12 protein-coding genes are annotated in these 16115 nt (G+C 33.2%); 3 read left to right on the top strand and 9 right to left on the bottom strand.

What is annotated here, in order from left to right; genetic code table 11:
* Positions 1-131: 131 nt before the first annotated feature.
* Together ACT53I_RS11935 and scpA are read right to left on the bottom strand one after the other, a co-directional pair.
* Positions 132-344, bottom strand: a complete 213-nt coding sequence (locus ACT53I_RS11935; RefSeq protein ID WP_461377285.1) for a DUF2281 domain-containing protein — start codon at positions 342-344, stop codon at positions 132-134.
* Positions 345-512: 168 nt separating this feature from the next.
* Positions 513-2636, bottom strand: a complete 2124-nt coding sequence (gene scpA, locus ACT53I_RS11930) for a methylmalonyl-CoA mutase (RefSeq protein WP_476079820.1) — start codon at positions 2634-2636, stop codon at positions 513-515.
* A gap of 417 nt (positions 2637-3053) precedes the next feature.
* Here scpA and pflB point away from each other — a divergent pair, with 417 nt between their 5' ends.
* The 3 genes from pflB (at position 3054) to ACT53I_RS11915 (ending at position 7380) form a co-directional block, all read left to right on the top strand.
* On the top strand, positions 3054-5279 hold the full coding sequence (pflB, locus tag ACT53I_RS11925) for a formate C-acetyltransferase (RefSeq protein WP_476079819.1): 2226 nt from the start codon (positions 3054-3056) through the stop codon (positions 5277-5279).
* Positions 5280-5509: 230 nt separating this feature from the next.
* Positions 5510-6247 (top strand): pyruvate formate-lyase-activating protein, encoded by a 738-nt coding sequence (gene pflA, locus ACT53I_RS11920; RefSeq protein ID WP_476079818.1) that lies wholly within the window; start codon positions 5510-5512, stop codon positions 6245-6247.
* 128 nt (positions 6248-6375) lie between these two features.
* Positions 6376-7380 (top strand): hypothetical protein, encoded by a 1005-nt coding sequence (locus ACT53I_RS11915; protein ID WP_476079817.1) that lies wholly within the window; start codon positions 6376-6378, stop codon positions 7378-7380.
* Positions 7381-7435: 55 nt separating this feature from the next.
* Here ACT53I_RS11915 and prfA read toward each other — a convergent pair whose 3' ends face one another.
* The 7 genes from prfA to porD all read right to left on the bottom strand — a co-directional run bounded on the left by prfA (position 7436) and on the right by porD (position 16091).
* On the bottom strand, positions 7436-8518 hold the full coding sequence (gene prfA, locus ACT53I_RS11910) for a peptide chain release factor 1 (RefSeq protein WP_476079816.1): 1083 nt from the start codon (positions 8516-8518) through the stop codon (positions 7436-7438).
* 475 nt (positions 8519-8993) lie between these two features.
* On the bottom strand, positions 8994-9266 hold the full coding sequence (locus ACT53I_RS11905; protein ID WP_165785720.1) for a hypothetical protein: 273 nt from the start codon (positions 9264-9266) through the stop codon (positions 8994-8996).
* 111 nt (positions 9267-9377) lie between these two features.
* On the bottom strand, positions 9378-10985 hold the full coding sequence (locus ACT53I_RS11900; protein ID WP_104792880.1) for a fumarate hydratase: 1608 nt from the start codon (positions 10983-10985) through the stop codon (positions 9378-9380).
* A gap of 202 nt (positions 10986-11187) precedes the next feature.
* On the bottom strand, positions 11188-11895 hold the full coding sequence (locus ACT53I_RS11895; RefSeq protein WP_476079815.1) for an ABC transporter ATP-binding protein: 708 nt from the start codon (positions 11893-11895) through the stop codon (positions 11188-11190).
* Positions 11896-11922: 27 nt separating this feature from the next.
* Positions 11923-13389: a DUF5687 family protein gene (locus tag ACT53I_RS11890; protein ID WP_476079814.1), complete on the bottom strand. Its 1467-nt coding sequence runs from the start codon at positions 13387-13389 to the stop codon at positions 11923-11925.
* A 49-nt stretch (positions 13390-13438) separates the two neighbouring features.
* On the bottom strand, positions 13439-15088 hold the full coding sequence (gene recN, locus ACT53I_RS11885) for a DNA repair protein RecN (RefSeq protein WP_476079813.1): 1650 nt from the start codon (positions 15086-15088) through the stop codon (positions 13439-13441).
* Between the two features lie 100 nt (positions 15089-15188).
* Positions 15189-16091 (bottom strand): type IX secretion system protein PorD, encoded by a 903-nt coding sequence (gene porD / locus ACT53I_RS11880; protein WP_476079812.1) that lies wholly within the window; start codon positions 16089-16091, stop codon positions 15189-15191.
* Positions 16092-16115: the final 24 nt, after the last annotated feature.

Below are 16115 nucleotides of genomic sequence, written 5' to 3'. Positions count from 1 at the left end.
TTGCTAAAAGAAAATCAAAATAGAATTTCTACACTTTTTTCTGGTAGAATTTTAGAAAAATGCCATAACGAAAAAGGCTTCAGAAACCTGAAGCTTTAATGAAAAAAAATTTGATTTGATATGAAGAACTTTTACTCTGTCTCTGTAATTTCATTCAAATGACTTCTGCCATACTTTATATCTTCTAGACCTCTCAGTATTACTCTTTTTTGTTCGTCACTTAAATCTTCGTCTTTGTGAAATTTATATACCAAGTATTCTATATACTCCAATAATTCCTCTGCTAAATAATCTGGCAAATCTTTTATCAGATTATTAATTTTTTGTAATGTGGTTAATTCCATTTCAATTGGGTTTTTAGGCTTTTTTTGGTGGTATAAAGGTACGCCAATCCGCTTAACACACCTCATGAAGTGATATGAATGATTTCAGTGATTTTTGTTAGGTTTTTATATGAAAAAAGGAAACTTAAATTAAGTTTCCTTCTGTAAATTCAATTATTTATTTAAATTTTATCCTAAATATTTCTCCAAAATTTCCACCGCTGATTTCGGTAAATTCGTTCCAGGTCCGAAGATAAAATCAGCGCCATTTGCATACAAGAAATCATAATCTTGTTGTGGAATTACACCACCTACTACAATCGTAATATCATCTGCACCTAATTTTTTGAGTTCTTCTACCACTTGAGGAACCAAGGTTTTATGACCTGCTGCTAAAGAAGAAACGCCCAAAATATGAATGTCATTTTCTACGGCTTGTTTCGCCACTTCTTCTGGCGTTTGGAAAAGCGGAGCCACATCTACATCAAATCCCATATCTGCAAAGGCAGTTGCTACTACTTTTGCACCTCTGTCGTGACCGTCTTGTCCCATTTTCGCTACCATAATTCTTGGTCTACGACCTTCTTTATCCTCAAATTTTTGAGTAAGCGCCACCGCTTTTTCAAAATATTCATTTTTATTGGCATTCATAGCATATACACCTGAAATGGTTTTGATATTGGCTTTATATCTTCCGAAATTACTTTCTAAAGCATCTGAAATTTCACCAAGAGTTACTCTTCTTCTCGCTGCTTCTATACTTAAAGCCAAAAGATTCTTGTCTCTATTTATAGCTGCTTCACGAATTTCTGTTAAAATTTCTTCTACTTTTTCTGCGTTTCGTTCTGCTTTTATTTTTTCTAATCTTTCGATTTGTTTTCTACGAACTTCCGTATTGTCAATGTCTAGAATTTCAAATTCTGGCTGCTTTTGATTGGATTTAAAAGAATTTACACCAATGATAAATTCTTCACCACTATCAATTTTCGCTTGTTTTCTAGCTGCCGCTTCTTCTATTCTCATCTTCGGAATTCCCGCTTCTATCGCCTTCGTCATTCCGCCTTCTTGTTCTACTTCGTCGATATATTTCTGCGCTTCCTCAATCATTTGTTGAGTCAATGCTTCTACCAAATGACTTCCACCCATCGGATCGACAACATCACAAATTCCTGATTCTTGCTGAAGAATAATTTGAGTATTTCTCGCAATTTTTGCGGAATAATCCGTTGGCAAAGCAATGGCTTCATCTAAAGCATTCGTGTGTAGAGACTGTGTTCCTCCTAAAGCGGAAGAAAGTGCTTCAATCGCAGTTCTGGTAATATTATTGAACGGTTCTTGCTCTGTCAAAGACCAACCGGAAGTTTGCGAGTGTGTTCTTAACGCTAAAGATTTTTGATTTTGAGGATTAAATTGCGTCAAAAGATTCGCCCAAATATATCTTGCGGCTCTCATTTTGGCAATTTCCATAAAATGATTCATTCCGATTGCCCAGAAAAATGACAATCTCGGCGCGAAATCATCAACATTCATCCCTGCTTTTATCCCCGTCCTTACATATTCCAAACCATCTGCAAGTGTATAAGCCATTTCCAAAACTGGAGTGGCTCCTGCTTCTTGCATGTGATAACCAGAGATAGAAATCGAATTAAATTTTGGGATATTTTGAGAGGTATATTCGAAAATATCTGCGATAATTTTCATAGAAGGAGCAGGTGGATAGATGTAAGTATTTCTCACCATAAATTCCTTCAAAATATCATTCTGGATAGTGCCCGAAAGTTGTTCCTGAGAAACACCTTGTTCTTCTGCGGCAACAATATAAAATGCCAAAATCGGTAAAACCGCTCCATTCATGGTCATAGAAACCGAAATTTGATCCAATGGAATTTCATTGAACAAAATCTTCATATCTTCTACAGAATCTATAGCAACTCCCGCTTTTCCTACATCTCCTACAACTCTAGGATGGTCAGAATCATAACCTCTGTGCGTTGCCAAATCGAACGCTACAGAAAGTCCTTTTTGTCCTGCTTCAAGATTTCTTCTATAAAAAGCATTGGATTCTTCGGCGGTAGAAAAACCTGCATACTGACGAATCGTCCAAGGTTTTTGAACGTACATCGTAGAATATGGCCCCCTCAAATAAGGAGCAATTCCTGCGCTGTAACCTTTTGATTTTAAAGCTTCTGAATCTTCAGAAGTGTAAGAAGATTTTAGTTGAAGTCCATCTTTTTCAAAAGAATAGTTTTCTGTATTAGAAGTAAATCCAAAATTTTTAAAATCGGGATTTACGTTTTGAATTTTCGTTCTCATTTCATGAAATTTCGATGAGTAAATTTACGATATTTTTAATTTTAAAAAAAAGTGAAATTTTAGGCGATTTGGGCTCCTTGATAGCAAAAAATGTAAAATTTAATTTTTGATAAACATATATAAAAATTTTTGCGGAATTTCTATTAATTTTATTTAAAACTGATAATTATTTTCATTTTAATTAAATTTATTAACTTCTAATCAAAATAATTCGCCAACATTACTTATTCGGTCTATCAAAGTGCTATTTTTCTATTCAAAAAATCAAATGAAACCCTAATTTATATCATGATTAATCGTTGTTCTCAGGCAAAATATCTTCCTAACTTTGCTTCGCTTTTTTAACCTATTGATGACTAAAATTTCAAGGAAAATAAGCCCAAAATTACAATTAGAAACAAACAAAAAAATAACATTATGGAAGCAACTATTGGTTTTAAACCCGGAGTTTGGCAAAAGGAAATTAACGTAAGTGATTTTATTAGAAACAATTACACAGAATATACTGGAGACGAAAGCTTCTTAACTCCTGCTACTGAAGCAACCAATCAACTTTGGGCAGAACTATCTGAAATGTTCAAAGCAGAGAGAGAAAAAGGAATTTATGATGCCGAAACGAAAAAACCATCTCAGATTGATGCTTATGGAGCTGGTTATATCAATAAAAATTTAGAAAAAATCGTAGGAATTCAAACTGATAAGCCTCTAAAAAGAGCTATTTTCCCAAATGGCGGAATTAGAATGGTGGAAGATGGCTTAAAAGCTTACGGTTATGAATTAGACGAAGCAACTAAAGAAATTTATACTAAATATAGAGTTACTCATAATGAAGGTGTTTTCTCTGCTTACAATTCACCGATTAGAAAAGCTAGAAATTCTGGAATCGTAACCGGTTTACCAGACGCTTACGGAAGAGGTAGAATTATTGGGGATTACAGAAGAGTTCCTTTATATGGTGTTGACTTTTTAATTAAAGACCGACAAGATTATTTCGAAAATATGGATTGTGATGGTATGAACGAAGAAATCGTAAGACTTCGTGAAGAAATCACTATGCAAATCAATGCATTGAAAGCACTTAAAAAAATGGCAGAATCTTATGGTTTTGACATTTCTAAACCTGCAACCAACGCTAAAGAAGCTATTCAATGGTTATATTTCGCATATTTAGCAGCTACTAAAGACCAAAACGGTGCTGCAATGTCTATTGGTAGAGTTTCTACTTTCCTAGATATTTACATTGAAAGAGATATTAAAAGAGGCGTTCTTACAGAAATTGAAGCTCAAGAATTGATTGACCATTTCGTAATGAAATTAAGAATCATCAGATTCTTAAGAACTCCAGAATACGATTCACTTTTCTCTGGTGATCCAGTTTGGGTAACAGAATCAATTGGTGGTTTAAATAAAGACGGCGGTTCTTATGTAACCAAAAACTCTTTCAGATTATTACACACTTTATACAATTTAGGTGCATCTCCAGAACCAAATTTAACTGTTCTTTGGAGCGAAAAATTACCAGAAAACTGGAAAAAATATTGTGCTAAAGTTTCTATCGACACTTCATCTCTTCAATATGAAAATGATGATTTAATGAGAGATTGCTTTAATGATGATTATGGAATCGCTTGTTGTGTTTCTCCGATGTCTTTAGGAAAACAAATGCAATATTTCGGAGCGAGAGCTAATTTGCCTAAAGCTTTATTATATGCCATTAATGGTGGTATTGATGAATTAACAAAAGTTCAAGTAACTCCAGAAATGCCAAAAGTAGAAGGCGAATATCTTGATTTCGATGATGTTTGGAATAAGTTTGATAAAATGATGGATTGGTTAGCAGAAACTTACATTCAGGCATTGAACATTATTCACTACATGCACGATAAATATTCTTACGAAGCTTATGAAATGGCACTTCACGATGTAAATGTTATCAGAACTCAAGCTTGTGGAATTGCAGGAATCTCTATCGTTGCCGACTCATTTGCAGCAATGAAATACGGAAAAGTAAGAGTAATAAGAGACGAAAACGGAATCGCAGTAGATTATGTAGTAGAAAAACCTTACGTTCCTTACGGAAATAACGATGATAATACTGATAAAATCGCAGCAGAAATTGTAGAAATTTTCATGAATAAAGTAAGAAAACAAAAAACTTACAGAAATGCAATTCCTACACAATCTGTTCTTACCATTACTTCAAACGTAGTTTACGGTAAAAAAACAGGAAATACACCAGACGGAAGAAGAGAAGGTGAACCTTACGGACCTGGAGCAAATCCTATGCACGGAAGAGACACAAAAGGTGCAGTAGCATCACTCGCTTCTGTTGCTAAATTACCTTTCGAACACGCTCAAGATGGTATTTCTTACACTTTTGCGATTACGCCTGAAACTTTAGGAAAAACTTTAGACGAAAAACAAGGAAATTTAGTTGGACTTTTAGACGGTTATTTCAACCAAAAAGGTCACCACTTAAATGTAAATGTTTTCAACCGTTCATTGTTAGAAGACGCAATGCAGCATCCAGAAAAATATCCTCAATTAACGATTAGAGTTTCTGGTTACGCAGTGAATTTCATCAAGTTGACTAAAGAACAACAATTAGATGTCATCAACAGAACCATCACAGAATGTTTCTAATTTATATATAACATCAATTATCTTGAAGAAGAGTTAAGAAATTTCTTAACTCTTTTTTTAAGAATATGCTTCGACTCCGCTCAGCATGACAATGCTGAAAATTTACAGTTTTTATTAAAGTTGTCACGCTGAGCGGAGCCGAAGCGTTTTTTAATTAGAGTTATTAATCATTATCTTTGGTTTATAATTTAGATTCATAAAATCAAAAACAAAAAGACAAAAATATACTCATGTCAAATCACGGATTTATCCATTCATACGAAACTTTCGGCACCAAAGACGGCCCAGGAATTAGATTTGTTTATTTTCTGCAAGGTTGCCATTTGCGTTGCCTCTATTGTCATAACGCTGATACTTGGAACAAAGGCGAGAAAACCAAAATGTCCGTAGAAGAAGCCTTTCACGAGATAGAAAAAGTAAAAGGTTTTATAAAATCTGGGGGCGTTACCGTTTCGGGTGGCGAACCTTTGATGCAAGCCAAATTTGTTCTGGAATTATTCAAAAAATGTAAAGAAAACGGCATTCATACTTGTGTAGATACCAATGGTTATTTGTTTAGTGATGATATAAAAGAAGTTTTAGAAATTACAGATTTGGTGCTTCTAGACATTAAACATATTAATCCTGAAAAATATCTAAAATTAACAGAAGTAGAGCTAGAACCTACGCTTCAGTTTATGCAATATTTATCTGAAATCAACAAACCAACTTGGCTAAGATACGTTCTAGTTCCTGGTTATACAGATGACGCCGAAGATTTAGAAAATTGGGCGAAATATGTTTCTCAGTTCAAAAATATAGAACGCGTAGATATTTTGCCATTTCACCAAATGGGCGCACACAAATGGAAAGAAATTGGCAGAGCTTATCCTCTAGAAAATTGCCGACCAGCTGATATGGAAGATGTACAAAAAGCAGTAGAGATTTTCAGGAAATACCATTTGCCTTTGCCAGACAATCAAAAATAAAAGTCGAGATAATTTCTCGACTTTTTTGTTTATGGTTTTCCGTAATTTCTTTATTTAGTTTTTTTTTTAATTTAGAACAAAAATAGAAATTACAAAAACTTATTTATTTGTCTAAACCAAAACATAATATGTTATCAGAATTAGAAATTTCAAATTTATGGATTGAAGGTCAAAAAATAGCAAAAAAGAAGATTAAAACCTGTTATCATCCAAATTGCAATGAAACCTCTATTAACTCTCATATTTTACAAAAAAATGGTATAATAAATCAAATATCCCATAATGGTCACGTTTGGGAAAAGAAAATAAATCAATTCTCTAATAAGAAATTCTATTTTGAAAAAAGTGGATTAAACAAAGTATTTTCTTTTAATTGTTTTTGTAAGACACATGATAAAGAACTATTCAAAATCATTGAGGACAATAAAATTGATTTCAACAACTATCATAGTTGTCTATTATTTACGTTAAGAACGCTGTATAATGAGATTTATCGTAAACAAGTTATTATTGAGCAAATAAAATTTTTGATGAAAAGTGACAAATCCTCAAAATTAAACCTTAAATTATTATATGGATTTATGCATCAACAATTATTAGGAATTAATGATTTGGAACAAAATGAAGCTGATATATGGGAAGATTATTTTCACAATACTCAAAATTTTATTTTTCAATTTAGGGAAATGAATAAAATAGATATATGCTTATCAGCTTTCTACAATTATGAAACCACATTAGAAATGATAAACTATAGAGTAGAAAAAGGAAAAGACATGGAAAGAGTTTCAGAAGTTTTTATTAATTTTTTTCCATATGAAAAAAAATCAATTCTTCTAATGGGATACAATAAAAAGGATGAAAAAAAATTGAAACCGTATATTAATACTTTTTTCAAAGAATCTGATTCAAAAGTACAAACCAAAATAACTAATTTACTCATGTTTGCTTGTGAAAGTTGGATAATTTCCGAAAACTTATACAAAACAAAAATCCAAAAAGTTGAAGATATTTTTATTTCAGCTGTTGAATACGCAATTAAAAATAACAATGAACGAGAGTTTTTTAAAGTAAATATTTTTAAAGATAATTTCAATTCAGAAATGCAAAGACTTAAAAGACATCTTGAATAAAGAATAAAAAAGCTCCCAAAATCGGGAGCTTTTTTTATATATTTTCAGAAATTCTTTAAATTTCCTCTTGTCCTTTCATTTTCTCCGCATTTTCTGCCATAATTACGGCATCCATCATTTCTTGGATATCGCCATTCATATAAGCATCTAGATTGTAGATAGATTTATTAATTCTGTGGTCGGTAACTCTACCTTGAGGATAATTGTAGGTTTTAATTTTTGCAGAACGGTCACCGGTAGAAACCATCGTTTTACGTTGTGCCGCAATATCTCCTACCACTTCTTGTAATTTAATGTCATACAATTTCGCACGAAGCATTTCCATAGCTAACTCTCTGTTTGCCAACTGAGAACGCGCTTGTTGACAAACCACCACAATTCCTGAAGGTTTGTGTGTTAACTGAACTTTTGTTTCTACTTTGTTTACGTTTTGTCCACCAGCTCCACCAGAACGAGAAGTTTGCATCTCGATATCTGCAGGATTTATTTCTACATCTACTTCTTCCGCTTCTGGTAAAACCGCAATCGTAATCGCCGAAGTATGCACTCTACCTTGAGATTCCGTTTCTGGAACTCTCTGAACACGGTGAACACCCGATTCAAATTTCATAATTCCATAAACTCCTTCTCCTTCTACTTTCATCACAAGTTCTTTGTAACCTTTAGACGCTTCAGAAGAATCGGTAACTTCGTGTCTCCAACCTTTGGTTTTGAAGTACATAGAATACATTCTGTACATATCTTCCACAAAAATCGCAGCTTCGTCACCACCAGTTCCAGCGCGCATTTCTAGGATGATGTTTTTATCATCTGCAGGATCTTTTGGAATTAGAAGCACTTTCAATTCTTCTTCCAAGCCCGGGATTTTTTCTAAAGCTTCGTTTTTTTCGATTTTAGCTAATTCTACGAAATCTTTATCAGAACCATCTGCGATGATTTCGTCTGATTCTTCAATCGTATTTAAAGCTTGCATATACTCATCAAAAACCTTCACGATTTTTCCTAAATCGCTGTATTCTTTATTGAGCTGACCGTATCTTTTTTGGTCAGTAATCACATCTGGTTGTATAATTAAATCAGCAACCTCGTTATAACGTTGCTTAATTGCTTGAAGTTTTGGGATTAAACTTTTTGACATAGTCTAAAATTATTTGGGTGCAAAGATAAGGAATTTAAAGAGCCAAGACAAAAGTAAAAAGAATCAAGTGGAAGAACCTGTAATAAAATGAAAAACATATTAAGAAAATGGAAGCTGAAAGTCTGATAATTCTTCGATTTTTATTGTTCTAAAGAATAACTGAAAGTGAAAATTAGAATCGATTGACTTCTTCGAACCACTTCGTTTGGTTTGCAGCTAAAATCCTTTTTTGTCTCATTGAGCGGAGTCGAAATGTGAACAAAAAAGATTGCAGCGGAAATCTGGACTGAAGTTTCAAAAAAATTCAAATTTTCCTGCTCTTAAAGAAACACCCCGTCAAATCAAAGATTTGACACCCCTCTAAAAGAAGGGAATAAAAAAATCTGCTCAGAAAACTGAACAGATTTTAAATATATTTTGTTTTGCTTTGATATTACTTTTCTCAAATTCAGGGAGAAAAGCAATGTCACCTCAATTAATGATGACCAGCGTGTAAATAAGGCCCGTCTCCTTTTGGTTGGTTGTAGATAACTTCTACACCTTCTTGCTCTAGAAGAGTTTTTCTTCTGATGTCTTCTGGGTTAAATTTCTTAGTTTTTCCGAAATATTCAGCTAAACCTTCAGTTAACCACATTGGAATCACTACTCCAAAGAACATGAAAATACACCAAAATCCTATGAGGAACATTACGATAAAATAAACGGTCCAAAGGAACTGATAAACTGGCCAAAATCCTGCTAAAAACATAATTTCTATTATTTTAGGCAAAAATATAACATTTTTTTAATCGACAAAAGTTTTTTTATTGAATTTTGTCGCATACTGCTAAATCTACACCGAATATTTACATTTTCTTCATTAATGAGCCAAAGCGGCAAAGAAATCATTGCCCTTATCATCTGTAATGATAAACGCAGGGAAATCTTTAACTTCTATTTTTCTTACCGCTTCCATTCCTAATTCTGGGAAATCCACTACTTCCACCGAAAGAATATTTTCTTTCGCCAAAATTGCAGCAGGTCCACCAATAGAACCTAGATAGAAACCGCCGTATTTTGCACAAGCATTGGTTACATCTTTGCTCCTGTTACCTTTAGCAAGCATAATCATACTTCCTCCATTTTTCTGGAATTCGTCTACATAAACATCCATTCTTCCCGCAGTTGTAGGCCCGAAACTTCCACTTGGCATTCCTTCTGGAGTTTTAGCAGGACCTGCGTAATAAATCGGGTGATTTTTAAAATATTCTGGCATTGGTTTTCCAGCATCTAATAATTCTTTGATTTTTGCATGAGCAATATCTCTTGCTACAATCAGTGTTCCGTTCAGTTTTAAACGAGTTTTGATTGGATATTTAGACAATTCCGCCAAAATTTCTGGCATTGGTTTGTTCAAATCTATTTCCACAGCTGGTTCTAAATGTGGAGCTGTTTCAGGTAAATATTGCGCTGGATTGGTTTCTAATTGTTCTAAGAAAATTCCGTCTTTGGTAATTTTTCCTTTGATATTTCTGTCTGCAGAACAAGAAACACCCATTCCAACAGGACAAGAAGCTGCGTGTCTCGGTAATCTGATAACTCGAACATCGTGGGTTAAGTATTTTCCACCAAATTGCGCCCCGATTGCAGATTCCTGACAAATTTCTTGCACTCTTTTTTCCCATTCTAAATCTCTGAACGCTTGACCAGCCATATTTCCTTCTGTAGGAAGATTGTCATAATATTTAGCTGATGCTTTTTTCACCGCTGCTAAATTAGCTTCGGCAGAAGTTCCACCAATAACTAAAGCTAAGTGATAAGGCGGACAAGCTGCAGTTCCTAAATCCATAATTTTTTCACGGATAAATTCTTCTAAAGATTTATCGTTCAATAGAGATTTTGTTTTTTGATATAAGAAAGTTTTATTCGCAGAACCACCTCCTTTCGTTAAGAATAAAAATTCGTAATAATTTCCTTTTTTTGCATAAATATCAATTTGTGCAGGAAGGTTAGAACCTGAATTTTTCTCTTCAAACATGCTCAAAGGAACAATCTGAGAATATCTTAAGTTTCTATTTTTATAGGTATTGAAAATTCCTCGGCTTAAAAATTCACCATCATCTACACCTGTGTAAACATTTTCTCCTTTTTTTGCTACCACAATTGCAGTTCCTGTATCTTGACAAGAAGGTAATGCACCTTCTACCGCAACCGCTGCATTTTGTAATAAATTATAAGCCACAAATCTATCATTATCAGTAGCTTCTGGATCATCTATAATTCTGCGTAAACTTGCCAAATGCTCAGAACGAAGCATAAAAGAGACATCTTCCATTGCTTTTTCCGCCAAAAGTTCTAAACCTTTTGGGTCAACGGTTAAGATTTCTCTATCACCTAATTGTTCTACTTTTACGTAATCTGAAGTGAGTTTTTTATAAACAGTGTCATCCTTTAGAATTGGATACGGATCTTGGTAAATAAAGTCCATTTTATATTTGATTTACGATTTTTGATTTACGATTTTTGAAGTTAAAAACCTTCTCTTTCATCTTCAAAATTGAAGTGTAAATTTACGAAATAAATCAAATAGAGGAAAGATAATATTACGAGTATTAAAACAAAAAACCCTTTCTGCGTTCTATGCAAAAACAAAAAACGCAGAAAGGGTTGGTTCTTAAAAAAAAGCTAGTTTATAAACTTACTTGACTGGCAAAATATTCTTCTAATTCTTTCAAGGTCTCAGAATTGGTAGAAATGTCTTTTACCACTACACCTTTATTGATGGCTACAATTCGGTTGCAAACTTCTGTAGTGTGCGCCAAATCATGGCTAGAAATTAAGAAGGTGACTTCTGCATTTTGGGAAAGAACTTTAATAAGATTCTTTAGTTTAATCTGTGTAGAAGGATCCAAATTCGCGAAAGGTTCATCTAAAACAATGATTTCTGGATTGCCAATTAAAGCGCCTACAATTCCTACTTTTTTCTGATTTCCTTTTGATAAATCTCTGACGTATTTTCTGGCATTGAGAATTTCGCCATTAAATAAATCTTCGAACTGCTTAAGAAATTCGTCTACAGAAGCTTTGTTTTGACCTCTCAGTTCGCCCAAAAAATAAAAATATTCTTCTGGCGTAAGATAACCAATCAAGAAACTGTCATCTATAAATGCAGAAACTTTATTTTTCCAATTTTCTGACTTATTTACTTGAATTCCATCAATTTGAATGCTTCCTGAACTAGGCTCAATTAAATCTAAAAGCAAGCTAAAGAGCGTGGTTTTTCCTGCTCCGTTATTTCCTACCAAACCGAAAGTTTCGCCTTTGGGAATAGTAAGTTCTTGTATGTTAAGCACTTTTGCGGTTCCGTAAATTTTAGAAATATTATGAATATTGATCATGATGAGTTGTTTTAAAATTTTAGATTATTAATTGCCTTTTTTAAAAGCCGCGATGGTAGAATATTTTTCAGTTCTGTAGATTTTTACAATGAGGTTGAAAATTTTATCTCGAAGTAGAAACCCTATCAATCCTAAAATCCCTAAACTCATTACAGCCGGAGTCATTCCGAAGAAATATTTCATCGCTCCGAAAACAGCCATTGGTAAAACCATTTGTGGCAATAAAAGAACAAGAATTTTAATATTGAAATTGTTTTGTCCGCTGGTGAAACCTTTAGAAGCAGAGTTTAAATCAATCGGTTTTTTATTGTAAGCTCCCGCCAATAAAGTGAGGTAAGAATTGACTCCTAAATTATATAAACCTGCCGCAAAAATGGTAAAATAAAACTCCCAACTGATGAATGCATAACCGACTGCTAAAATCATAGAAACCGAAATGGCAATCACAAAAAGCGCCCATTTTGCTTTGAGAAAATCTTTGTAAGGAACATTTTGCGTCATCATCAGTGGATAATAAGAACTGTCCCAAGCTGGAACTCTTTGCCCGAACATAAAATTAAAACCGCCTGTTACAAAAATTCCAAGAAAAACTTGCATGAAACTGGTATTGTAACCTTTACTAAAGAAAAGTAACCCGTAAAAAAGGAATAAAACCCCTCCAATTAAAGCACTTCTTGCCGCTTTACTTCTTTTAATCAATCGAATATCATTGTTGATAAAAGTTCCTAATGTTCCATATTTATTGAGGAAAGCAATGTTTTCGGTTTTTCCTGCCGCTTTTTTCATTTCTAAACCTCTGTCCAAATACAAATTCTTTTTGATGAAAGAAAAAGTATAAATCGCCAAAACCAACAATACAACAATCGGAATAATAAAGAACCAAATGTTTTGGTACAAACCGTAGAAAATACTCTGAGAAATCGCCAAAACATCTATTATTTCAAAGTAGTGCAATCCGCCAATAATCGCCATCAAGCCAAAAAGGCTGTACATCAACTTATCACTTTTATTGATAATGGTGTTGACAAACGTATTGATAAAAACCATGGAAATACACGCTGCGAAATAAAGCAAAACGGTTACTAAATTTAGATTTCCTTTAAAAATTAAAAGCGCTGCAAATGGAATCGCAAAAAGTAAAAACGCCCAACTGAAAAATGAAACTAAAATTTTCACCAAAGTGTAACCAGCCACTTGATTTTTAGAAATTTTCATGGTGAGAAATGGCTTGATGTTTTCCGCAGGAAGTTGTTGCATAAAATATTTCAACAACAAATCGATGGCAATGTAGACTAAGAAAATTCGGCTGAAAAGTTGAATCGGTTCATAACCTACTTTTTTCGCTCCGAAATACACTCCAAAAGCGCCGCCTACAAAAATAAGCGCCAAATATGCATACATAAACAGCATTCCTATTTTCATTAAGATTCCCGCAGCAAATTGCGGACTTCTCACAAAACTTTTGAGTTCAAGTTGTAGAAATTTTAGAAACATAATCGTTTTTCAATCATTAGTTTCTAAAACTATATTTTCGTTACAAAATTTATTGCATGAGTTCTTTTGCCTGAAGAATAGCGGCATCTGTAATCTTGCTTCCAGAAAGCAATTGCGCAATTTCTGTAAGTTTTTCTTCTTGATTAAGTGGGAAAATTCTGGTTTGGGTTTTTCCTTCAATATCAGATTTTTGCACTTTATAATTATCATTTCCTTTTGCCGCAACTTGCGCAAGGTGAGTAATGACTATCAACTGCATATTTTCTGACATTTCTTGCATTACATTGCCCATTTCATCGGCAATTCTACCAGAAACACCTGTGTCTATTTCGTCTAAAATAAGCGTAGGAAGTTCTGCATTTTCTGCCATAAGTTTTTTTATAGAAAGCATCACTCTGCTTCTTTCACCGCCAGAAATAGCATTTTCAATCGGTTTCAAGGCAAATCCAGCATTCGCTTGAAATAGCAATTGGATTTTCTCCGTTCCGAATTTACCGAATTCTTTCGTTGAAGAAAGTTCCACTTCTACTTTAGCTTTTTCTAATCCCAATTGATGTAAAAGTGATTCTACTTTTTCTACAAAAATTGGAGCAACTTTTTTTCTATTTTTAGATAAAATATCAGCTTTTTTAAGCAAAGATTGAGAAGCTTCAGCAATTTCTTTTTCTAATTGAGCAATTTTATGTTCTATATCTTCAAAAGAATTTTTTTCTAAAGAAAGTTCTTCTTTGATTTTCAACAAATCTTCTATATCTGAAACCTTGTGCTTTAGAAAAAGTGCATTGATTTTATCATTTTGCTCTTGTAAAACGAATAAATCTTCAGGATTTGCATCTAACTTTTCGGCTTCATTTTGCAATTGAAAGAGAATATCTTTGAACTCTACATAGTTTTCTTCTAATCTTGCATTGAGCTCAGAAAACTGCAAAGACAAGTCTGCGACTCTGCTCAATTTGTTTTTAACATCATAGAAACCATCGAACAAACCTACTTCTTCTTGGTCTGTTCTGGCAAAGATTTGAGTGAGCAATTCAGAAATTGCACCTTTATTTTCGGCTAAAGAAATCTGGCTCTGTAGCAATTCATAATTTACCGTTTCTAATTGCGCTGCTTCTAATTCTTCCAATAAAAACAACTTGTAATCGCTCTCTTTATTTCCTTCGGAAAGTGTATTTTTCAGTTTTTCTAGTTCTCTTTGCTTTCTTTGAAATTCAAAATAATCATTTTGATAGGTTTCTATCAAATTTTTATTTTCAGAAAGTCCATCGATAATTTTAAACTGATATTCTTCGCTAAACAATTGAGAAGTTTCAAACTGAGAATGAATATCAATCAATCTTTCGGAAAGTTCTTTCAAAACATCTAAAGTAACAGGAACATCATTCACAAAAGCTCTAGACTTACCAGAAGGCAAAATTTCTCTTCGGATAATGGTATCTACTTCAAAATCTAAATCATTTTCCTCAAAGAAAATCTTTAAAGATTCAGAAATTTTAAATTCCGCTTCAACTACACTTTTCGTTGAGAAATCAGAAATGCTTTTAGAATCTGCTCTCTCTCCTAAAATAAGTCTCAAAGCACCCAAAATAATAGATTTACCAGCACCTGTTTCGCCGGTAATCACTTGTAAACCTTTCTTAAAATTGATTTCAAGTTGGTCTATCAATGCAAAATTTTGGATATAAATTCTTGATAACATTATTTAAAGAATACTTATTTTGAGTTGCGTTTTCGAGCCTGTAAAAATAGTGTAAATTTCAGAAAATTCAAACCACAAAAGCGTAGCTCTAAGATTCATTTTACTTCCATTTATTCCATTTCGTGTCCATATCTTTTGGAGAGAATAAACTCATCAAATTTTTGAGCTGATTCATATCTACACCTCCATTATTATTGGAATCGAAAATGTTATAAATTTCGTCTTTTTTGCTTTCTACAAAGAGATTAAAAGGATAATTCATCTGGAAATTACTTTCGTAGAATTTAAGTCTCAAAATCTCATTTGCAATGGTTTGTTTCGTAGAAAATTGGTCTTGTTTTCCTAAATTATCTAAGCCCATTCTGTGATAATTATAGTAGAAATTTCTGAGCGTAGAATTTTGTTCAGACAAAATCGTAGCAATGAGCGCTCCTCTATTTCTTGGACTTTCTAATTGAGACCAACCCATATAGTTCTGATTTTGAGAATTTTGAGTAATCTGCATCGCTTTATCAAACCATGGAGTTCCGCCTTTGATTTGATACGTATCTGCATCGTAACCTAAAATAAGGTAGACATAAAAACTCATCACGTCAATCAAATTTTTTCCCGAAAATTGTCTTTCGTTAAAAACCATGTTCTGATTTTCTAAATATTCAAAAGAAAAATTGGTGTCATTAACATTAAGAATCGGCGTTTCATATTGTGTTCCATAAACAGGACGCACCGACTGAACCACCAAAGTTCCTTTGTAATTATTCCCACTTTTTTCGGCAAGAATGATTGAAAAATTACATTTTATTTTTTCGTAGTTCTGAAATTTTTTGCCAGTCCAACTAGTTTTATTGATAAAATCTTTCAGACTTTTCTCCATTGTTCTGAATAATTGCACGTTACTTCCGCCAATTTGTTGGTAATTAATCTGAACTTGAGCATTCAGCTCTTGTGCAAAACTAAATTGAGAAAGCAGTAAAAGCGCAAATATGTAAAGTAGTTTTTTCATTGAATTCTAAACGAATTTTTAAAA

This window comes from Cloacibacterium sp. DMC96, from assembly GCF_056313765.1.
This window is presented reverse-complemented; position numbering and strand designations above follow the sequence as displayed.